The organism is Pseudoalteromonas sp. S3785, assembly GCF_005887365.1.
Taxonomy (GTDB): domain Bacteria; phylum Pseudomonadota; class Gammaproteobacteria; order Enterobacterales; family Alteromonadaceae; genus Pseudoalteromonas.
Genome location: NZ_PNCT01000043.1, coordinates 1 through 21474 on the forward strand (window position 1 = coordinate 1; position 21474 = coordinate 21474).

A 21474-nucleotide genomic window follows, 5' to 3' on the forward strand; every position below is an offset into this window, starting at 1 on the left:
ATCATTGGCTCCCCCTCCCCGACTCGAACGGGGGACCTGCGGATTAACAGTCCGTCGCTCTAACCAACTGAGCTAAGGGGGAAGCGTCATGCCTTTCAACGGGGCGAAATATTAATGATGGAGCCGCAAAGTGTCAACATATAAAAGTCATAAATTTAAAAAAGTGGTTTATTCGTTGTTTTTATGTTCGATCTGCGCATTTTATAACTCTATTTATGCAAATCATAGAGATAAATCTGTATTTAAACTTACATCAATACGAAAAAAACAGCGCTCATGAATTAGTCATTGTTTAATTTATGTGTAAAAAATGCCAGTGAAGTAAAAGTTATCGCAGCTAATTAGTAAATTTGTATTTAATCCTATTGTCATAAAACCAAGTATAAATTTAGCTAGCAGAAGTTTTTTAAAAATCCAGTAATGGGTTTTTCTTCTACTGCAGTGTTTTAACATAGCCAATCGAGTAAACACGTTTCTTAGTAGTTTATTTTGAAAAGCTACACAAAAACAAAACTATCAATAAGTTGCTAAATAATTAGCTAAGATAAATAAGTGATATATGGAGGCATCCGAGGCAAAATTTTGCTTATCTTAATTTTTTGTTTGCAAGCATTGATAAGTTTTTAACTTTAGCATTTAGCAAAAGGGAAGCGAGAGCTAAATTATAGTCAGCGTGCAAGCCTTTATAAATGCGGGCTGGACTGAGTTATCCACGGTTTCTGTGGATAACTCTGTTTATGAAACTTTAAGAACAGTGTTCCGACCAGAGTTTATGGGCACTACAACGATTTCAAGCTTTTAAATCAATTTTTTTATTACATTTAAAAACATAGGCTTATAAATACATACTGAATTACCATGCGGTGATGAGTAAATTAATTTATTGCAATAATGATTAATACTGCGCTGTGTAAAAATTCAGCGAATTAGCAGGGGGTAATGTTAAAAAAGTGATAAAAATGTTCACTTATTGTTTTTTAGCGCTCTAAGAGTGTATTTATCTACAAATGCATAAAAGTTCGACTTTACCTAATTTTTATATTGCTGCTTTATTAATAGTACAAAATCCATTGATAAATCCGTGGCTTGAATTGCTATGATGCTTTAAAATGGCAAGCTCAGTAAAAGAGGCTTATTTATTCCATGCGCGAAACTTCACATTCTCAGTCACGCCCAGATTTACTTAACGATCCCATCTTGCCTACATTAAAGAAAATGACCATTCCGATGATCTTTGGCATGATCACACTAATGATGTTCAACATTGTTGATACATTTTTTATTAGTATGTTGGGCACAGAGCCCCTTGCGGCGGTAAGCTTTACGTTTCCGGTAACCTTTACGGTAATAAGCCTGGCCATAGGTTTAGGCATTGGCACATCAGCGGTGATAGCTAAAGCTTTGGGCAGTAATAAAATTGAAGAAGCGCGCTTTGATGCCAGTGTGTCGCTTATTGTAGCGCTACTACTAGTTATTTTACTTTCGTTTGTTGGATATTTACTAATAGACCCAATATTCACTTTATTGGGGGCCGGACAATTAGTGCTGCCACTTATTCATGAGTATATGAATATTTGGTTTATTGGTAGCGTATTTTTGATCACCCCCATGATAGGTAATTCGGTATTACGTGCCAGTGGCGATACTAAAACCCCTAGTATAGTAATGGGTGGGGCAGGGCTTATTAATGCCATACTCGATCCTATTTTAATATTTGGCTGGGGCCCAGTACCGGCATTAGGCATTCAAGGTGCCGCTATTGCCAGTGTTATTGCCTGGGGCGTTGCTGTTGTTATTATTCTATACGTGTTGGGTGTTAAAAAACGACTATTGAGCTTAAAAGCGGGTAATCAAACAGCGCTAAGTGCAATAACAAAAGTGCTTAAAATCGGCTTACCCGCAGCGGGGGCTAACATGCTTACCCCAGTGGCAATGGCTGTAATGACCGCACTCGTTGCTAATCATGGACCCGAAGCGGTTGCCGCTTTTGGTGTGGGCAGCCGTATTGAATCAATTGCCAGTATTTTAGTGCTGGCTTTGTCGATGACATTGCCTCCTTTTGTTAGCCAAAACTTTGGGGCGGGTAAATTAGGCCGCGTAAAAGAGGCGTACATTGGTACGCTTAAATTTGTGATGATATGGCAATTTGCTATTTATATTTTACTCATTGCGCTTTCAGGGGTAATAAGCCAATTATTTGGTAAAGAACAGGCTGTAATCGATGTTATTAAGCTCTTTATATACACCATACCGCTAAGTTATGGTTTTCAAGGGGTGATCATTTTATCAAATTCATCGTTTAATGCTTTACACAAACCTATGAATGCATTGTTTTTAAGTATTATTCGTTTGTTTGTTTTTTACCTGCCTTTTGCTTATGTAGGCAGTATGCTAGGTGGCTTGATTGGTTTATTTATTGGCGCTGCGATCGGTAATGTATTCACAGGGTTAGTCGCGTACAAATGGTTTATAAAAGAACTAGATGCAATATGTAGTAACACGGTAACGGAGTAAATGAATGAGTGATCACTTTGAGCTAAAGTCACAATTTAAACCCGCGGGCGATCAACCCACAGCGATTAAACAGCTTGAAGAAGGCTTAGAAGCCGGGCTTGCGCATCAAACCTTACTCGGTGCCACAGGTACAGGTAAAACATTTACCATGGCCAATATTATTAGCGATTTAAACCGCCCAACAATAATAATGGCGCATAATAAAACACTAGCCGCGCAGTTGTATGGAGAAATGAAAGAGTTTTTTCCTAATAATGCAGTTGAGTATTTTGTATCTTACTACGATTACTACCAGCCAGAAGCCTACGTGGTTGCAAGCGATACATTTATAGAAAAAGACGCCTCTATTAATGAGCACATAGAGCAAATGCGTTTAAGTGCTACTAAGGCACTGCTTGAGCGACGCGATACCATAATAGTGGCCTCTGTGTCGGCTATTTATGGTTTGGGCGACCCCGACTCATACATGAAAATGATGCTGCTTTTAAAAGTAGGCGAGCAGGTCGACCAACGGGATATGCTACGCCGCTTAGCTGAGCTGCAATATACTCGTAACGACATTGACTTTAGCCGTGGTACTTACCGTGTACGTGGCGAAGTAATAGATATATTCCCGGCCGAGTCAGACACCTATGCAGTGCGTGTAGAAATGTTTGATGACGAAATAGAGCGCCTCAGTATTTTTGACCCCCTTACCGGTGCGGTAGAAAAACACATAGTTCGTGCCACTATTTACCCTAAAACGCACTACGTAACGCCTCGCGAAAAAATTCTTGATGCCATAGAAAAAATAAAAGCTGAGCTTAAAGAACGCAGAGCACAATTACTAAGCGCCAATAAATTGGTAGAAGAGCAGCGCATAGCGCAACGTACTCAATACGACATAGAAATGATGACCGAGCTTGGTTATTGCTCGGGTATAGAAAACTACAGCCGTTATTTGTCGGGGCGTACACCGGGCGATCCACCCCCCACATTGCTTGATTACCTCCCTGACGATGCATTAATGATCATCGATGAATCACACGTAACCGTATCGCAAATTGGTGCCATGTATAAAGGCGACAGAAGCCGTAAAGAAAACCTAGTTGAATATGGCTTTAGAATGCCATCGGCAATGGATAACCGCCCATTGCGCTTTGAAGAATTTGAAGCCATAGCACCGCAAACGATTTATGTATCGGCAACGCCGGGTGATTTTGAATTAGAGCGCAGCGCAGGCGAAGTAGCAGAGCAAGTTATACGCCCAACAGGCCTGTTAGACCCAGAAATAGAAATACGCCCTGTAGGCACCCAAGTAGATGATTTACTCTCAGAAATTTATAAATGTGTAGAAAAAGGTGAGCGAGTACTGGTTACTACGCTTACTAAGCGCATGTCAGAGGATTTAACAGATTACTTAAGCGAGCACAATGTAAAAGTACGTTACCTGCACTCAGACATAGACACCGTAGAGCGCGTTGAAATAATTCGTGATTTACGCGCCGGTGTGTTTGATGTGTTAGTGGGTATTAACTTATTAAGAGAAGGCCTAGATATGCCAGAAGTGGCGCTAGTTGCCATTTTAGATGCCGATAAAGAAGGCTTTTTACGCTCAGCACGTTCGCTTATTCAAACCATTGGTCGTGCTGCACGTCACCTCGACGGGCGCGCCATTTTATACGCCGATAAAGTAACTAAATCGATGGACAAAGCGATTAGCGAAACGCAGCGCCGTCGTGAAAAACAGCATGCCTACAACATAGAGCACGGCATTGAGCCACAAGCCTTGGTTAAAAAGATCACCGATATTATGGATGTGGGTGAAGAAGCTGCACCACAAGATAATCTTAAACTAGTGCGTAAAGAGTCTAAAAAAATACTCAGTGCTAAAGAAATTGCCACACAAATTAAGCAACTTGAAAGCAAAATGCATGCTTATGCCAGCGATCTTGAATTTGAAAAAGCCGCGTCGGTACGCGACGAAATACACGAACTACAACAACAGTTGATTAACTAAATGACACCCGATTTTTCGCCTCTAATAAGCGCGCTTGAAGATGCGCCATTACTACAAAACGAACTATGCCGCGTATTTCATGGCCGCGGGCATAGCGTGGCATCGCTAAGCCATATTAATTTAGATTTTTACCCGCCGAGCTTATTTTTAATTTCGTATGATGAAATTGACGACGCCACGTTAAATACACTGACCAATACCCTTTGGACATGGGCGCAGCAGCATCACCCCGAGCTTATTACTGGGCTTGTGTATCAACAGCGCGCGGGTGTACAAAGCAATAATCGTTTAGTGCATGGCAATCTTCCCTCGCCACATGTGGTAAAAGAAAACGGCATCAGTTTTTTAGTGGATTTAATAAGCCGCCAAAATACCGGAATTTTCCCCGATATGCGCAGCGGCCGTGAGTTTGTTTCTGCCAATAGTAAACATGCAAAAGTACTTAATTTGTTTTCATACACCTGTGGGTTTTCACTTGCGGCAATGCAAGGCGGGGCTGATCATGTAATGAACATGGATATGAGCAAAGGCGTACTTAAAGTTGGTAAGCAAAACCATCAACTCAACGGTTTTGAGCGTGGAGTGAGTTTTTTACCTCATGATATTTTAAAGTCGTTTGGTAAATTAAAAAAAGCAGCGCCGTTTGATTTAATTATTGTAGACCCGCCAAGCTTTCAAAAGGGCAGCTTTATTCTAACTAAAGATTATCAAAAGGTACTGCGCAGATTACCAGAACTTTTGTGCGAAACCACACAGCTTTTATTATGCGCTAATAGCCCAGAGCTAACCGAAGATGCGTTTAAAGCTTTAATCAACGAGCACACCCAAGGCGCAATAGAATTTGTTGAGCGCCTTGCACCTACAGCCCGTTTTGTAGAAGTAGACGGTAATAAAAGCTTAAAAGCGTTAGTGTATAAAACGGCGCACACTTTAACTTAAATGAAACTGAGTAAGCGTTTAAACGCAATTAATGCGTTAATTACTAACCCAGTAGATGTTATTTGGGATTGCTGCTGTGACCATGGTTACTTAGGCATTGCACTATTAAAGCGCCGCGCTGCAAAACAGGTTAATTTTGTTGATGTGGTAGATAAAATAATGGCAGAGCTGAGCGAGCACCTAGTAAATATTAGCCAAACACTGCCAAGTGATGTGCAATACGAAGTATTTTGCCAAGATGTTAGAGAAATAAAACTGGTTCCTAATGAATTAAATACCGTGGTTATCGCCGGAGTTGGCGGCGAATTAATGCTAAAACTTGTCGCCGGCATTATTAAAAACAATTGCGCTGCATCAGTGGCAAGCACCCGCTTTATAGTTTGTCCTATACACCATACTTATCATTTGCGCAGTGGCTTAGCCAAATTAGGCTTTGGCCTTGAAAGCGAGCAATTGATCACTGAAAACAACCGCTATTATGAGCTTATAGAGATAAGCCAACGTAGCGCCACATTGCTTACATCTACTGGCAACAGCATGTGGGATTTAAACAATGCATTGCACAGGCAATACCTTAAACAGTTACTCACTCATTATAATAATATGCTTAATAAAGATGAGCTTTATTATCAAAAAGTTATAACAGATTATAAAAACCTCATCGACGCTTAAAAATGACTTATTTAGGGCTAATTGTGTGATCTAATTTAAGGCGCTAAAACGTAATATCAACATAGATTATATCGCCTTGCGCGAGCTTATTTGGTTTACGTATGTCAGATAAAAAAAGTCGCATTGAGCCGTTACTCAGTGCAGAGCAAAAGTGGCAAAACAGTTACGAGCAACCAATTTCGTATGCGCCATTAGTGCAACTTGCGAATAAAAGCTGGATAGTTCCACAGCATTTTTTACGCTATAAACACACCTTATCAAGCGTTAATCAGGTGCTTGAAGATATTGATTTTTCGGCGCACTTTAGGGTGCTTGCTGCGCAAAAAAATGAACAACTTTATTTGCAAGTTGCCGTACTTAGCCCCGATAACTACAAAACAAGTAGTTATGCGGGCGAGGGCACCGACAAAAAGCTCCTGTTTGGTAGGCGCTGGATAGTAGAGGATAACTTACCGACCTCAGAACTTATTCAAACAGCGTTTTTAGCGCTTAAAATAGCGCGAGAGCACGAAGTAAGAGAGTTGTTTCAACTTACTCACAGCGATAATACAACCAGCACCCCGTTTAATAATCATCATGATCTACCAGTTATGGCACAAAATGCAGAGCTCGTTACTGCGCATGCACCGCCGGGCACCGGGCAATGCCATACTATTGAACAGTTATTAAAACGGGTGGTATTTGCAAGTGCTAAGGTATCGCTAAGTGCTATGCAGCAAATAAGCTCGCAGCAGTGTTTATACACCTTAAAATTACACTGCAACACTTGCCAGCTTGCTGAATTTAATAACAAAACTTTTGCATTTTTAACCAGTGATAGCAGCGAAAATAGCTTTTTACATAGCCTTATCAATGCGCTGGTTGATATAAGTAATAAGTATGTGAGTGAGCAATTTAAATACCAAGGGTTTGCCCGATTTAGTAAACACAACTGTGTAGAAAAAATAGGGGAGCTTAGTGTCGCAATGCGCTCGCCTAAAGTGTTGGGCTTGTGTTCACTTGGCAAACAACATGCTAATAAACTTAATTTTGAAATAGATAGCTCTCGTGCGCCGCAGGGCTGCGGCCAAGCTATTGATGGGTTTTTAGCTGCTCATGGCATAGAGCAGCCAGAAAACGCTCATTTATATCGTTTTTAAAGGCGGTTAATTTCTTCTTTTGTGGTGTAGCTTGAATCTGTCACTATGGCCTCAAGCGTTTGCACGCGCTCTTTTAAAGCAACCACTTGCGCACTTACCTCGGCAAGCTGTTTATTCGCATCTTGGTTGCTATCTTGCATTTTGTGTTTAAACTCAAGGTGCTTTTTGTACATATCGTAAATAACCCCAGAGCCAACCGAAATAAGTACAATAAGTACTATCATTGTAGTGCCTGACATAACCACTTCCTTTTATATTCATCGCTTTAGTTGTGTAAAGTATAACCGTATTTTAAAGTGGTTAAACCTGACAATTGTAACTTTATTTGTCGATTGTGGCTGCATGAAGCGGTGTTCATCATTGATACATACGGTTTATTGTTTAATACTGATAAAATAAAAAGTACGTATTTTATAATTAATACAGTGAGTTGCTATGTTAAATAATAAAATTCCACCGGTTATAGTGGTCCTGTTTTTTGCAGGCGTTATGGCTTTAATCGCGCATTATAGTGTTATTGATTTTACAGCGTTTATTACCTATTTAGCGGCAAGCTTAGTAATCATTGGCTGCGTGTTTTGTATTGCCGGCGTTGTTAGCTTTAAGCTTGCCCGAACCACAGTAAACCCTAATAAGCCCGAGCAGGCATCTAAACTTGTGACTGGGGGTATTTATAAAATTTCGCGCAATCCTATGTATGTTGGGTTTGCATTTATTTTAGCAGGGTGGGGTATATGGCTGAGTTCGCTGTGGGCACTTTTATGCATCATTGGTTTTATTGTGTATTTAACGCTTTTTCAAATAATTCCTGAAGAACGGGCATTAACTAAATTATTTGGCCAAGAATTCACTGAGTATAAAAACAAAGTAAAACGCTGGCTTTAACTTTAAGCAATAACAAAAAAGGCTATCGAAATGATAGCCTTTTTGCGTTTTATGCATGTGTTAGTGTAGGTTATTCGTATTCTAACGGGTCAGTAACGTTATTAAGCTTAAATGCTTCTAAACGCTCTTGGCATGCGCCACATTTTCCACAGGCTTTTTCGCGTCCGTTATAACAGGTCCACGTTTGGCTGTAATCTAAGCCCATTTTTATACCGTCGGTTAAAATATCAATTTTGGTGTTATTTAAGTACGGGCTAAAAATTTCTACTGCATCGTAGTTTGCAATACGACATACATCATCCATTTTTTGCACAAACTCAGGGCGGCAGTCAGGGTAAATAGCATGATCGCCCGAGTGAGCACCGTAATATACTTGGCTTGCTTTAAGTGATACTGCGTAACCAACCGCAAGCGAAAGCAAAATCATATTACGATTTGGCACAATGGTGCTTTTCATGCTTTCTTCTTCGTAATGGCCTTCGGGTACATCAATATCATCAGTGAGTGATGAGCCACCAATAAGCTGATTAATTGCTGATATATCTACAATTTTATGTGGAACATTAAGCTTTTTACACACGTTTGCAGCCACTTCAAGCTCTTTAACATGACGCTGACCATAGTCAAATGAAAGGGCATAAACATCATGGCCTTGCTGCAAGGCTTTATTTAATACGGTAAACGAATCCATACCGCCGGAATAAATAACAACTACTTTTTGCGTCATATCTGGATTGCTCTTTAGTTTTAATAGAGGTTTATATCAGGGCGCGATATACTACACGGCCGCAGCTTAAATAACAATTTTTGGGCAGCGCTTTTTCGTCTTTTATAGTAGCAATGTTGCAGCTAGGCAGTAAGTGAGATCTCTTTTGTACAAAATTAATGAAGTGTTTGAAACCATCCAAGGTGAAGCAAGTTTTACCGGTACACCCTCAATATTTTTGCGTTTGCAAGGCTGCCCAGTGGGCTGTGCATGGTGTGATACTAAACAAACTTGGGAAGTCGATAACGTGTACAAAGTATCACTTGATGAAACTGTAGAAAAAAAAGCCGATTCAGATCATTGGGCCGATGCCAGCGCCGAGCAAGTGCTCGAACTATTTAAATCGCGTGGTTATACGGCAAAGCATGTTGTCATTACCGGCGGCGAGCCATGCATGTACGATTTAAACCCAGTGTGTAACTTATTACATGCACAAGGCTTTACTACGCAAATAGAAACCAGCGGCACTTTTGAAATACTCGCCCCAGAGCAAACTTGGGTGACCGTATCGCCTAAAATTAACATGCGCGGCGGCTACGAAGTACTTACCAGCGCCATGAAGCGCGCCAACGAAATAAAGCACCCCGTTGCCATGCAAAAGCATGTAGAAGAGCTAGAAGAACTATTTACTAAAACAGGTGTTAACCCGAAGCTTGTATACTTACAGCCAATCAGCCAAAAAGTATCAGCAACCAAACTTGCAATCGATACCTGTATCGCCAAAAATTGGCGCCTATCAATACAAGTACATAAATATTTAGGGATTAGCTAAATTAAAGAGCAGCTGTAAGTGCTTAGCTGTAAGCGACAAGCTTTTCGGCGTTAAGTTATATTACGTAGATACAAGGTTGGGTTGAGTGAAACTAAACCCAACGAACCTGCAATACCCACACCCCAATAATCCGCATTATATATTTAAAACGTAGGTCGGATAAGCGAAGCGTCATCCGACACAGTAACTTATTTCAGTTTCGACAAACATATATAGTTAATTAATTATGATGTATGAAGTCAAGATTTGACCTCTTTGGTTTTAAAAGGTTAAGGATAATTTAGATAACCTTCCATCATCATAGCATCATAAAGCCCAGCAATCTGGGCTTTAACTTTTAGCTTTTAATTTTTTAAAACAAGCTATTAGTAATTATCTGCGCACTTTTACTGTGCATTTTCTAGTACTTCATTATATCCATATGATTTTATTAATATAAAATAAAGTATATTCATTGGAATGCGTAGAATTACGATTAAATGCGCTATAATAAAAGAAACTCAGCTAAGCATTAAAAGGAGGTTAGCAGTTGATGGGAAAATTTAGAAAGTACTTTATTTGGATAACAGCTGGGTACTTATTACTTATTATTTCGTTATTCTTGCTTTATGGTTTTTATGTAAAAGATGGAAGCTGGGGAAGTTTTAGCGATGTTGTTATTGCATTTTTTACTCTTCTTATTTCTTATTCAACAACTTTATTGGTGGTTGCTGCTAACTCTTGGCGAGAACAACAAAAATACCAGATGGGCTCGGAGTTTTTGAGTAAATTTGTATCTTTTTACTTCCAATTGACAGAGTGTAGAAGCCAGGAGGTTTTAATCTATTATTTAATAGATGAGATCAATTGCACACAAGGAAAAGCTAAATATGGAGCTATTAGTTATGACGAGCATATAAATACGTTGAAAAGTAAAAAGAAAGAGCTTGAGGAAAATTACGAAAACTCATTATTAAAATTAAATTCTCACTTTGAAGATGCTGCAAAAAACTCATTTCTTTTTGGTAGTTCCACGAATATTTTAGAGTTGATGTATGACGCACAATTAATAAGAAGCGATTTCTATTCTAAATTATCACCTGCTTTTGAAGTGCTTTCTACTACGTGTATAGGGCATGCGACACAGCTTCCAAAAACGAAAGAGAGTGAATATATCTCGAAATATAAAGACGTAGTTTACGAAACTTTGTTTGGTAACCTTCAAAAAATACAGGACCTCCCTGAGTATGAAAAAGAAAACTACACTTTTGATAAAAAAAAATGGGCTAAATTTAAGTTTTGATGATTAATATTGAAAGCAACGTAAACAAAACCAAGCACTATCAAGACCTACCAGACAGTTTAGGCGGATTACTTGAGGAAAATAAAGGTGCTACTTTCTACGGGGTAGCAGCGGCCGCTCAATGGAAGGTGTTGGCATATTTGATGGTGATGTGCTTTTGATTTATAGAAGCTTAGACGTAAAGTCAGGTGATGTGATTGTGGCCGTATTAAACGGTCAGTTTGTATGTAAAATTGCAGACCTTAGAAATAATCAATTATTGTCTGCAAGTGATGATTACCAACCCTATAAGCTTAATGATGGCGATGAATTTACCTTGGAGGGCTTAGTTAGTCGGTCTATTCGCATACTCTGCAGAAATAGTAAGGATTCTATCTAATATGTACAATGCTGAAATAAATGCCCTAGGGTCAAATGCCCTAGGGTCAAATCTTGACTTCATACATCAAAACTATCGACTGCATATTCATACCTTGATCATGCTTTTACTTAATCAAAGTTTGAGTATTCACATAAAAAACGTTGCCCTAGAGCAACACTTTTCTGTATCTTTTTAATAGCTCAAATGTTAATCAGCCGCTAAATGAGTTTGAAGCTACTTAAGAGCGATCTTTAGTTTTAAACTTATAATTATAAAATCAATACTCATTAGGAAGTACACTTGCATATCCAAATTTCAGAACACATTAAACTAGCTCCTTTAGTGGAAAGCGATGCTGCGGACATATTAAAAGCTGTTAATGTAAGTCGGGCAAGTTTAGGTAAATTTTTACCCTGGGTAGAAGGGGTAAATAATATTGAATCAGCTAAAAAGTACATACTCGAAAGAGTAAACAGCGGGCTTAATGGTTCGCAGTGGTTTAAAATTTATTATAAAGATAATCTGAGTGGTGTTTTTGCAATTAAGTATATTTGTCCTGATTTGAATATAGCGGAACTTGGTTACTGGTTAAGTTGTGATGCACAAGGCAATGGTATTATCAGTCAAGTAATCACAAAAGCTCCGCAGCTACTCACGAGCACTCATGTTAAATTTATCGAATTTAGGTGCCTAGAGAAAAATGCGGCAAGTATAAAGGTTGCGTTGAAATCAGGCGCTCTGCTTGTAGATGTTATACCTAATTTTTTAGTTGCGGATGATGTATGGCAAAACCTGAATATTTATAGAGCCGCAGTAAAATAATAAATATGTTTCAGCTCTATAATCACAAAACGTAATCATAAATATCATATTTGATAATTTTTTGTCCTCACTACATTCATTTATTATGGCTAATTAATCCCCTTTAATTACTTTTAACGTCCTTGCCGTTAAGGAATATGCCATGAATAAAAAAGAGTTAAACCGTAGAGGCTTTATGAAGTTATCGGCAGCAGGGCTGGGTGCTGCGGCGCTGCCTATGCTGCTTACTAGTTTAAATGCTAATGCCAACCTGCAAGCGGTTGGTAAAGGCGAGCAAGCAAATGGCTTACCTGCTTCACGCATGCCTTATCCGCGTACGTTTTCGCATATAGGTGTGTCAGTACCAAACTTAGAGCAAGCCGTTAAGTTTTACACTGAGGTGTTGGGCTGGTATTTAATTATGAAGCCTACAAAAATAACAGAAGATAAATCACCAATAGGTGAAATGTGCACAGATGTATTTGGTGCGGGGTGGGGCAGCTTTAAAATAGCCCATTTATCAACAGGTGATAGGGTGGGCGTTGAGCTATTTGAATTTAAAAATCAGCAAAACCCTAAAAATAATTTTGAATATTGGAAAACAGGGATATTTCATTTATGCGTTCAAGACCCTGATGTAGAAGGGCTTGCTGATAAAATAGTGGCCGCAGGTGGTAAAAAGCGTATGAAGGCGCCGCGCTATTATTACCCAGGGGAAAAACCATACCGCATGATTTATATGGAAGACCCGTTTGGCAATATTTTAGAAATTTATAGCCACAGTTACGAGCTTATATATTCGAGTGGCGCTTATGGTTAATTAATTATGTAACGTGCAACCGTACTTAAAAAACGTCAATAAAAAAGCGTTGCTCAAGAGTAACGCTTTTTTACAGCTTACAGCTTACTTATTCTGCTGCTAAGTAATCTAAAACCACTTGATGGTGATCTTTAGTTTTAAACTTATCAAATAAGTGTTTAATTTTACCGTCTTGGCCTACTAAAAATGTTAGGCGGTGAATACCATCGTATTCTTTACCCATAAACTTTTTGTAGCCCCATACACCAAATGCTTCAGCAATGGCGTGATCTTCATCGGCTAATAAATCAAAATTAAGCTCTTTTTTAGTTTCAAAGTTTTTAAGGCGCTTAATTGGGTCTGGGCTAATACCGACAACACGGGTGTTAAATTTAGCAAGTTCGTTTTGTTGGTCACGTAAGTTTTCGGCTTGAACCGTACAGCCCGGTGTAGAGGCTTTTGGGTAAAAGTACACCAGTACTTGTTGCTCTTTTAACAGCTCGCTTAATGTGACTGTTTCGTCGTTTTGGTTTTGTAAGCTAAATTCGGGTGCAGTATCACCGGCTTGTAGTGGGCTAATTTTGTTCATGCTGTGCTCCTTAGCGAATACGTTTAAAAATATAATCTACGTTAAGTGTGTGAGAAAGGTTTTCAAAGGTCACTTTAAATTGGTCTATATCAACTTCAACAGGGATATTAAACTCAACTTCGCAGCGCATTTTTGTGTCGGTTTCTTCATCGTAGGTGTCTGACTTTAATGAGCAAATGCTAATGTGGTGATCGGCAAAAAAACGCGTTACTTTACTCAGTGTGCCAGGTGTGTCTATCCCTGTGTATTCAAGGGTGTAGCCTGCGCAAAATTCACTCTCGGTGTGGCGAGTGGTGCTGCGCTTCATCATGGTGAGTAGGCCAAGCTCCATGCCTTTAGTGGGCAAAGTATGCTCTATGCGGCTAATGGCCGACATATCGCCGCTTAGCAACATGGTGAAGGTAAATTCGCTGCCTAAAATGGCTATTCGGCTATCTATAATATTGCAATGACAATCACTTACAAGTTGTGTAAGTTCACTTACAATTCCCGGTCTATCTTCGCCAATAGCGGTTAAAACAATTTGATGATTTGAAAATGCAGTCATGAAGTTTAATACCTACGTTTTTTGAATTATAACAACCGAGTTGATATAGCCCGTTACACCTACAATACGATGCACGGCGGCGAAGTTTAACACAAAAAACAGCCTAAACTACATAGGTGCTTAATTAAAGGCGCTTTAAAACGTTGTGTTCCTTGTTTTTACTGGCACAGGAAAGTACCATAGCTTAAATTTGTCTTTTTGCTGTGAATGATTTTATAACGCTTAGGTGTGAACTTTATTGCAATTAGACAGCCAAATAATAAATGTAAAGTTAATGTTGATTTTACACTGAACCAAATTCGGTATTACCCACTCATATACGTGTAAAACAATTAAAGGGTATGCTAAGGAGAAATATCTGTGCAGTATTGGATCCCAAAAGCACTTGCAGTGAGTGTATTGGTAAGTTTATCAGGGTGTAATGTTTTTATTAATGAAGCGCACAACGAACGCAATTATCGCACCCATGAAGGTGTTAAAACCCCGCCATCGTTATCTCAACCAGCGCAAGATCCTGTTTATAAAATGGATGTGGGCCAATACGATAACAACCCAGAGGCAACAAACTATCGTCCACCAGCACAGGTTTTAACTGTTGCTAAAGGTAGCTGGGTAGAAGAAGGCGACAAACAAGCGCGTATTTATTTTGATAAAAACGATGGCATTGTTGATTTAGATGAATTTGTATGGGATTCAATTAAAGCGGTTATTGCCGAAAATAATGCAACGACCACAAAAGAAGATAAGCTACTAGGTATTATCGAAACCGATTGGTACGCCATAATTAAAGCGGAAGAAAGCTGGTTGTGGGATGATGAGGTAAGCGAAAATCTAGAGCGCTTTAGGTTCACAATTGAAGAAAAATCGCATCAGCGTACTGCTTCGCTACGTGCTGAACTTATTGATTTTAAAGGTGATGACACATTAACTGATTTACTTAAGCAGCAATTAGAAGTACGCGCACTTAACCAAGTTGTGGCTGAGTTTGACTATCGCTATCGTCAACTAGAAGTAGAAAACCGTAAGCGCCAAGGTATTATTTCTTTAGAAATGGGCTTTGATAATAAGGGCAATGCTGCTCTTGTTACTGAGCAATCATACGATGCAGTATTCGATCGCTTCTCAGGCTTTTTAGAGCGCCTATCGTTTACTATTGTTGAGATTAAAACCGATACCGGCTTAATAACTGCCGACTACAACAAGCCAGAGAGCAGCGTATGGGATTCTATTTGGGGCGATGACGTTGCGCAGCTTCCTATTGAAGAAGGCCAATACCAAATTTTAGTCAGCAAAACTAAAGAAGGCGGTACAAGCTTAACCTGGATGGATGATAAAGGCGAAACACTCGAACCTGGCACCATGAATGGCTTACAACAAGCGTTAGAAGCAGCACTTATTCAGCGCGGCATCAAAATTTAATAATTAATAATAAGTTTTTACTACAAAAAGAGCGCTTTGCTCTTTTTGTAGTTTTTATGGATTAAAAAAATATGTCTCAGTTACCTCCTCGCGGGCACTATACGTGGCGCACTTGGTTTACTTTTTTAGTACCGTCGTTAATTGGTGTGTTTTTATTTATGACACCCATTCCTACCGCCGACGGAATGACCATTCCTATTGCGTTAATGGCTAAAGGCGTGCAAGCGTTGATGTCTGGTTCAGCGCAAGCAATTATTACCTTAATTATTTGTATTACTGGCGTTATGTCGGTGATCACTAAAGTATTTAAACCCGCCGCTATTTGCCAATCACCCCTGTTAAAACATTTATTTGATGTAAGTGTCGTGTGGTTAGTGGTGCGTTTATTTGGTATGGCGTTTGTGCTAATGACCCATTTAGGGTTAGGTAGCGAGGCTATTACCTCAGCAAACACAGGCGCTTTAGTATTAAACGACTTATTACCTGTTTTGTTTTCGGTATTTATACTGGCCGGTTTATTACTGCCTTTACTAATAAACTTTGGGTTATTAGAACTTGCTGGCACCATGCTTACCAAGGTAATGCGCCCTGTATTTGGTGTACCTGGGCGAAGTGCGGTTGACTGTACTGCGTCATGGTTAGGTGATGGCAGTGTCGGTATTTTAATGACCGCAAGGCAGTACGACCAAAAGCATTACACGCAACGCGAAGCCGCTATTATTGGTACTACGTTTTCGGCAGTTTCAATTACCTTTAGTTTAGTGGTTTTAGGCCAAGTTAAATTAGAGCACTTATTTGCCCCATTTTATGCCACCGTATGTTTAGCTGGTGTGGTTGCCGCTATTATTGTGCCGCGCTTACCACCACTTTGCTTTAAAAAAGATTTGCTTATTGATGGCAGTGAGCCAAATCGCGATGCCGAGACTATCCCAACGGGTAAAAGCTTAGTAGGCCACTCGCTTGATGTTGCATTAGCTAAAGCCAATAACTCATCAGGTTTTAAAGGTACCTTAAAAGAGGGCGTACATAATGCCCTTGATATGGTGTTTGGTGTACTGCCTGTAGTTATGGCGGTGGGTACATTTGCACTTATTATTGCAGAGTACACGCCGGTATTTCAGTACTTAGGTATGCCGTTTGTGCCATTTTTAGAATGGTTACACGTCCCCGAGGCACAGGCCGCGGCACAAACGATTATGGTGGGATTTGCCGATATGTTTATTCCGTCAATTTTGGCAGCAGGCACCATTGAAAGTGATGTAACGCGCTTTATTATTGCTGCAATGAGCGTAACTCAGCTAATTTACATGTCTGAGGTTGGCGCACTTTTACTGGGTAGTAAAATACCGGTAAACATTGTTGAGCTGTTCGTTATATTTATTTTGCGTACGCTTATTACACTGCCGGTTATTGCCTTAATGGCGCATTGGTTAGTTGGCTAGTAGCGTATTTTAATCAAAAAAAGCCCTGATTTATCGGGGCTTTTTTGTGGCTAGTTATTTCAATTCAGCTTAATACTTAACATGATTAAGTAGCAAATTGATACTAGATGCAAATGAAGGTTAAAAACGCCTTGCCACCGAAAGAGTTAAAAAGTTTAAACCCGGGTTAGGGGCTTTAAATCCGGCGTTTGAGTAATGAATAACCCGAAGCGCTACGTTAGTGTGGCCAAAGTCTGCAACTAGGCCTATGCGGTCTTCAAATTGGTAGTGAGTGCTCATGTTTTTGCCCGCAAATTTAGTTTCATCAATAAGCGATACACCAATACCTGCTTCAATATAAAACGGGGTATTGTGAAAACTAAAAGCAGGAAACTGCAGCACAGGCGACATAGCCAGCACAAGATTAGATTGCGAGTTGTCACCATGGCGGTACTGCCACATATTAACGCTGGTTTCAAAATAAAAGCGCGCATCGCCCACTAAGTTTTGCAAACTAGGAGCGTGATATTGATAAGCTAGCTTAATACCATTTACGTTGCCTTCGCCTTTGAGCATATCTACGGCGTAACCATGATTAGACTGCGCAAATACAAAGTTACCCCATACAGAAATAATTAAAAATAAAGTAATAGTGAAAGTTTTATATACCGTTTTCATAACTGCCAAATTGGTGTGTGAGTCGAATGAGTAATTAAATGATAAGGGCGGGATATTTACATTTTCAATGAGGACAAAATACCGCTTGTTTATGGGGTGTTAACAAGGGATGCTTAACTGACTGAAATTAAATAGTTTATTTTATTGGTGCTGTTTTGGCATTAATAAGGTGCATTTTTGTGTCTTTTTTTGTGATTTAAAATCGCGTAATTTAGCCACATCTTAATCACACACATGGTCACGCTCATGAAACTTTTTAACACTATCTTTATTGCTGCTGCTTTTTTTAGCAGCGCGTTATTTGCGCAAACTGCACAGTCACCTCAACATATGCTTGAGGGCGTTGCCGATACGCTTTTTAGCGATATTGCAAAAGTAAATGCACAAGGTGATGCAAGCAAAGCCGATATGGCGCGCATTGTAGAGACGCGTTTAATGCCAAACATAGATATTAAGTTTGTGTCGTTTAAATTGCTTGGAAAACACATAAAAGGCATTGAGCGTGAGCAAGCTGTACGCTTTATTGATGCGGTAGAGCATTATTTAACAGGCACTTACGCAGGTGCGCTAATGAAGTACACCGGGCAACAAGTAGTCTTTGAACAAGATACCGCTAAAAGCGACTCTGAGTACGCCACGGTTAAAACGCAAATTATTGAGCCAAACGCGCCTGTGATTGACCTGCATTTTAAGCTTCGCCAAGGAAAAGACCAGCAATGGAAAGTATACGACATTGTTGCCGAAGGTATTTCGCTATTAAGTGCTAAGCAAAAAGAGATCATTCAACGTATTTCTGATGTCGGTTTAGAGCAAGTAATTACTGAACTAAAAAATAAATAGTTCCTTCCTGATTAAGACCCCCTCCAACCACAAAAGCAGCCGCACTTGAGTGTATTGGCTGCTTTTATATTTTCTTAATATTCATCTACTTTAAGCTCGCAGCAAAAAAAAGGTGTGATAGAATATCACCACGTCGATTAAGCGTGGTGTCAGCTAAAAACTGCTATAACTGACCCCTCATCAAGCTACACTGGAGTTGTGCTGTTTTAATGGAAAATGTACTGATTTGGCCAAAGGAATACCCATTACTTATTAAAGGACTTGTAGAACAAAACGGTGCCTTTATTTTAGATGCTTTAGAAGCTTGGCCTGCATGTCGTTCTACTATTGAAGATGACGGTGTATGCACCACTGTGCTACCACCCATTTACTATTTGATATGGTTAACCCCGCTTGAACCCTTTGAAGAGTGTTATTTTCAGCATATTAGTGAATATGATGAAGATGCGCATGCTTACATTGCTGCTGTTAAAAATCATTATTTAGATAACGAATACACCAACGAATCTATGGCGTTAATGCTGTGCCAGCGCTTAGAAAAATACGCCAGCGTGGCGGCGCAAAATGCTCTTGATACGCCGCTTTCTTTGTTTAGCTTATTATTTAGTAAACGTTATTTTTCATTAATTGAACATGCCCTGAACAGTGGCAGTAAATTAAGTGCACACGACACACTGGCGCTGTGGCAAGAGGTTGATTTTAGAGACCGTTTAAGCGCTTTTTTACCTGAATCGGTCGCGGATTTAAATGAGCTTACAGAACTTGCCAGTCAAAAAGTAGCAAACGGGAAAGACTATTTTACGCTGTTAACACAAGTTTCGCCTGATGTTGATTCTATAGTATTGCTTGAAAAAGCATTACTAGCTCATTTAAGCCAAAATGGTGCTAAGCAAACCATGGCGATGCGCTTTATCGAGCAAGGCGCTACCGGTACCTTGGCCGATGAAAACAATAAAACAGCCTTTATGTGGGCAGCCGAAAAGGGCTATGTAAACGTAATAGAAACCCTGCTGGCAAAACAGGATCAAAAAGCGCAAGATACGTTAGGCAATACAGCCTTGCACTATGCGGTGTTAGCCAAAAATGAAACCCTTATGGTGTTATTACTAAAAGCAGGTTACGACTTTAGAGCACGCAATAACGAGGGCCTAAGTTGTTATCGGTTAGCGGTAAGTATTAAAGCAACCAATTTAGTTAAATGCCTTGAGCGCGACTTTGGTATAAAAGAGCTTTCGCCTGAAGGGCAGTTTAACCGCATTAAAAAGGTGCATGCCTTACACGCCATTGTGACTATTTTATTCCCACTTCAGCTCTATTTCTTTTTTGATGAAAGCATTGCTATTAAAAGTGAGCTGACTTTAATTTTTACACTGATTGCATCGGTGTGTTTTTTCTTTGCGGCAAGCTTAAAACGCTGTGCGCTTTATCCTCATATAAAGCACCCGTGGGGATTATTTGTTCTGCGTGTTTTTTCGTTATTGAGTTTAATAGCTCAGCTTGGATTAGCCAGTATCGTTGCACTTGCTGCGCTGAGCGAATTGGTATAACGCTTAGCAGACTAAAAGCTTAAAAAACGCGCTTACATTGTTATGTTAAGCGCGTTTTTTGTATGTATAAGCTGTTATTTCAGCTTAAATAATTTATTTTGCGAAATTAGTATTATTTAGTATATTCGTTAGCGGCTTTTTCTTCTGCGAGCTCTTCTTTAAGCTTACGTATTTTTAAGCCTTGTTCTTGTCCACGGTGCCTTGCGTAATAGGTGCAGCCTACAAACATCGCTGAGGCAAACACAAGCTCTAATAACACCCATATTAGCTCATCAGGCGCAGCCCATAGCATGGTTAAACCGTGTATAAAGTACAGCATAACGACAAAGTTGGCCCAAGCGTAAGTGTAAGTATTGTCTTTAATAAAGCCTCTAAGGGGTAATAGTAAAGGTATAATAGGCACAAACAACGATACAAAACTTGCGTTGCCGTTTAGCGGCGGGACAAAGTACATCCACAAAGGTAATAAAAGTAATAAACCCACATAGCCAAAAATAGCAGTACGCTGAAATTTTACAGTAATTGGCTTTTTAGCTGGGGTGTTTGCAGTATTCATTGAAGTTTGCTCGCAATGTGAGTGAGGCGTTTACCAACGCTTTGGCATATTTTAATTTCATCTTTACTTAATGTATTTGTATTACTACTGCCGGCTACATGCGTAGCCCCGTAAGGTGTGCCGCCGGTTTGCGTAGCTAGTAACTCTGGTACTTCGTAAGGTACCCCTAATAACATCATGCCGTGGTGTAGCAGCGGTAATGATAAATTAAGTAAGGTGGCTTCATTTCCGCCATGCATACTGCTTGAGGACGAAAACACACACGCTGGTTTATCTATTAATTGACCTTTTAGCCACAGATCGCTGGTGGTTTCCCAAAAGGTTTTTGCCTGCGATGCCATCATGCCAAAGCGGGTAGGTGTACCAAAAGCAAGGCCGTCACAATTTATTAAATCATCTTTTGTAATGACTATATCGTGCGGATTTTTAGCCACAAAAGTACGCAATACCGCTGTGGCACCCTGTTGCTCTATAGATTCGGCTATCTCGTGCGCCATAGCCTCAACCGAGCCATGGCTTGAGTGATACAGTACAACAATGCGGGTTGTCATTATAATACGCTTAATACGTTTTCAGGCGGACGGCCAAGGGCTGCTTTACCATTGTTTTGTACAATAGGGCGCTCAATAAGTTTAGGATTGTCTACCATGGCATTTATTAGCGCTGACTCGTTGGTTTCTTCTTTTAAGTTAAGCGCTTTGTATGCATCTTCTTTTGTGCGCATCAGCTGGCGTGCTGAGCTAAAGCCTAGTTGTTCTAAAAGCTCTGCAATTTGTTCATGGTTAAGCGGTGTTTTTAAATACTCTACTACGCTGGGAGTTACATTATTTTGCTCAAGTAATGCTAAGGTTTCACGCGACTTTGAACAACGCGGGTTATGATAAATAGTCACTGACATACAATTAATTCCAAAATGTAATTTGCCACTATTTTAGGGCAAGCGCTTGC

General features: G+C 39.8%; 23 protein-coding genes, 1 tRNA gene and 1 pseudogene. 16 read left to right on the plus strand and 9 right to left on the minus strand.

Annotation, left to right across the window (positions count from 1 at the left end):
• Positions 1 to 5 precede the first annotated feature (5 nt).
• Positions 6 to 82 (minus strand) — tRNA-Asn (locus CWC17_RS11580).
• A gap of 1061 nt (positions 83 to 1143) precedes the next feature.
• Between CWC17_RS11580 and CWC17_RS11585 the strand changes: the two genes are divergently transcribed.
• The 5 genes from CWC17_RS11585 (at position 1144) to CWC17_RS11605 (ending at position 7263) form a co-directional block, all read left to right on the plus strand.
• Positions 1144 to 2514 carry an MATE family efflux transporter gene (locus tag CWC17_RS11585; protein WP_138612975.1) on the plus strand — a complete coding sequence of 457 codons (1371 nt, stop codon included), beginning with the start codon at positions 1144 to 1146 and terminating at the stop codon, positions 2512 to 2514.
• Between the two features lie 4 nt (positions 2515 to 2518).
• Entirely contained in the window at positions 2519 to 4513 is a 1995-nt protein-coding gene (gene uvrB / locus CWC17_RS11590) for an excinuclease ABC subunit UvrB (RefSeq protein WP_138612976.1), read from the plus strand.
• On the plus strand, positions 4514 to 5452 hold the full coding sequence (locus CWC17_RS11595) for a class I SAM-dependent methyltransferase (protein WP_138612977.1): 939 nt from the start codon (positions 4514 to 4516) through the stop codon (positions 5450 to 5452).
• On the plus strand, positions 5453 to 6124 hold the full coding sequence (locus CWC17_RS11600) for a tRNA (adenine(22)-N(1))-methyltransferase (protein WP_138612978.1): 672 nt from the start codon (positions 5453 to 5455) through the stop codon (positions 6122 to 6124).
• Between the two features lie 101 nt (positions 6125 to 6225).
• A complete protein-coding gene (locus CWC17_RS11605; protein WP_138612979.1) occupies positions 6226 to 7263 on the plus strand; it encodes a DEAD/DEAH box helicase family protein in 1038 nt (345 codons plus the stop codon).
• On the opposite strand, the gene CWC17_RS11610 is transcribed toward CWC17_RS11605, so the two are convergent.
• Positions 7260 to 7502 (minus strand): hypothetical protein, encoded by a 243-nt coding sequence (locus tag CWC17_RS11610; protein WP_024034198.1) that lies wholly within the window; start codon positions 7500 to 7502, stop codon positions 7260 to 7262. The genes CWC17_RS11605 and CWC17_RS11610 overlap by 4 nt on opposite strands.
• A 196-nt stretch (positions 7503 to 7698) precedes the next feature.
• On the opposite strand from CWC17_RS11610, the gene CWC17_RS11615 reads away from it, so the two are divergent.
• Positions 7699 to 8148, plus strand: a complete 450-nt coding sequence (locus tag CWC17_RS11615) for a methyltransferase family protein (protein ID WP_138612980.1) — start codon at positions 7699 to 7701, stop codon at positions 8146 to 8148.
• A 70-nt stretch (positions 8149 to 8218) separates the two neighbouring features.
• On the opposite strand, the gene queC is transcribed toward CWC17_RS11615, so the two are convergent.
• Entirely contained in the window at positions 8219 to 8875 is a 657-nt protein-coding gene (gene queC / locus CWC17_RS11620) for a 7-cyano-7-deazaguanine synthase QueC (protein WP_138612981.1), read from the minus strand.
• A gap of 145 nt (positions 8876 to 9020) precedes the next feature.
• On the opposite strand from queC, the gene queE reads away from it, so the two are divergent.
• The 6 genes and pseudogenes from queE (at position 9021) to CWC17_RS11645 (ending at position 12950) form a co-directional block, all read left to right on the plus strand.
• Positions 9021 to 9686: a 7-carboxy-7-deazaguanine synthase QueE gene (gene queE, locus CWC17_RS11625; RefSeq protein ID WP_055016296.1), complete on the plus strand. Its 666-nt coding sequence runs from the start codon at positions 9021 to 9023 to the stop codon at positions 9684 to 9686.
• 532 nt (positions 9687 to 10218) lie between these two features.
• Positions 10219 to 10968: a hypothetical protein gene (locus CWC17_RS11630; protein ID WP_138612982.1), complete on the plus strand. Its 750-nt coding sequence runs from the start codon at positions 10219 to 10221 to the stop codon at positions 10966 to 10968.
• 121 nt (positions 10969 to 11089) lie between these two features.
• Positions 11090 to 11347: a LexA family protein gene (locus CWC17_RS11635; RefSeq protein ID WP_138612983.1), complete on the plus strand. Its 258-nt coding sequence runs from the start codon at positions 11090 to 11092 to the stop codon at positions 11345 to 11347.
• A 282-nt stretch (positions 11348 to 11629) separates the two neighbouring features.
• Positions 11630 to 12151, plus strand: coding sequence for a GNAT family N-acetyltransferase (locus CWC17_RS11640; protein ID WP_138612984.1), 522 nt, complete (start codon positions 11630 to 11632; stop codon positions 12149 to 12151).
• Between the two features lie 142 nt (positions 12152 to 12293).
• Positions 12294 to 12380 (plus strand): annotated as a pseudogene (locus CWC17_RS19765) (twin-arginine translocation signal domain-containing protein); the annotation flags it as partial.
• Between the two features lie 72 nt (positions 12381 to 12452).
• A complete protein-coding gene (locus tag CWC17_RS11645; protein WP_235576495.1) occupies positions 12453 to 12950 on the plus strand; it encodes a lactoylglutathione lyase family protein in 498 nt (165 codons plus the stop codon).
• An 88-nt stretch (positions 12951 to 13038) separates the two neighbouring features.
• Here the strand turns inward: CWC17_RS11645 and bcp are convergent, their stop codons facing one another.
• Positions 13039 to 13518, minus strand: a complete 480-nt coding sequence (bcp, locus tag CWC17_RS11650; RefSeq protein WP_055020355.1) for a thioredoxin-dependent thiol peroxidase — start codon at positions 13516 to 13518, stop codon at positions 13039 to 13041.
• A gap of 10 nt (positions 13519 to 13528) precedes the next feature.
• The gene (locus tag CWC17_RS11655; protein WP_138612986.1) at positions 13529 to 14065 is read right to left on the minus strand and encodes a glycine cleavage system transcriptional repressor; all 537 of its coding nucleotides are present in this window, start codon (positions 14063 to 14065) and stop codon (positions 13529 to 13531) included.
• Positions 14066 to 14425: 360 nt separating this feature from the next.
• On the opposite strand from CWC17_RS11655, the gene bamC reads away from it, so the two are divergent.
• On the plus strand, positions 14426 to 15484 hold the full coding sequence (gene bamC / locus CWC17_RS11660) for an NlpB/DapX family lipoprotein (protein ID WP_055016291.1): 1059 nt from the start codon (positions 14426 to 14428) through the stop codon (positions 15482 to 15484).
• Between the two features lie 71 nt (positions 15485 to 15555).
• Positions 15556 to 16926 (plus strand): YjiH family protein, encoded by a 1371-nt coding sequence (locus CWC17_RS11665; RefSeq protein ID WP_055016290.1) that lies wholly within the window; start codon positions 15556 to 15558, stop codon positions 16924 to 16926.
• A 120-nt stretch (positions 16927 to 17046) separates the two neighbouring features.
• Here CWC17_RS11665 and CWC17_RS11670 read toward each other — a convergent pair whose 3' ends face one another.
• On the minus strand, positions 17047 to 17583 hold the full coding sequence (locus tag CWC17_RS11670) for an acyloxyacyl hydrolase (RefSeq protein WP_138541829.1): 537 nt from the start codon (positions 17581 to 17583) through the stop codon (positions 17047 to 17049).
• A gap of 246 nt (positions 17584 to 17829) precedes the next feature.
• Here CWC17_RS11670 and CWC17_RS11675 point away from each other — a divergent pair, with 246 nt between their 5' ends.
• The gene (locus CWC17_RS11675) at positions 17830 to 18423 is read left to right on the plus strand and encodes an MlaC/ttg2D family ABC transporter substrate-binding protein (RefSeq protein ID WP_004589167.1); all 594 of its coding nucleotides are present in this window, start codon (positions 17830 to 17832) and stop codon (positions 18421 to 18423) included.
• 209 nt (positions 18424 to 18632) lie between these two features.
• On the plus strand, positions 18633 to 19970 hold the full coding sequence (locus CWC17_RS11680; RefSeq protein ID WP_138612987.1) for an ankyrin repeat domain-containing protein: 1338 nt from the start codon (positions 18633 to 18635) through the stop codon (positions 19968 to 19970).
• Between the two features lie 112 nt (positions 19971 to 20082).
• On the opposite strand, the gene CWC17_RS11685 is transcribed toward CWC17_RS11680, so the two are convergent.
• The 3 genes from CWC17_RS11685 to arsC are packed head-to-tail and all read right to left on the minus strand — an operon-like array spanning position 20083 to position 21424.
• The gene (locus tag CWC17_RS11685; protein WP_055016287.1) at positions 20083 to 20526 is read right to left on the minus strand and encodes a DUF2069 domain-containing protein; all 444 of its coding nucleotides are present in this window, start codon (positions 20524 to 20526) and stop codon (positions 20083 to 20085) included.
• A complete protein-coding gene (gene wrbA / locus CWC17_RS11690) occupies positions 20523 to 21077 on the minus strand; it encodes an NAD(P)H:quinone oxidoreductase (RefSeq protein WP_138612988.1) in 555 nt (184 codons plus the stop codon). Before wrbA ends, CWC17_RS11685 begins: the two co-directional genes overlap by 4 nt.
• Positions 21077 to 21424 (minus strand): arsenate reductase (glutaredoxin), encoded by a 348-nt coding sequence (arsC, locus tag CWC17_RS11695; protein ID WP_138612989.1) that lies wholly within the window; start codon positions 21422 to 21424, stop codon positions 21077 to 21079. Before arsC ends, wrbA begins: the two co-directional genes overlap by 1 nt.
• Positions 21425 to 21474: the final 50 nt, after the last annotated feature.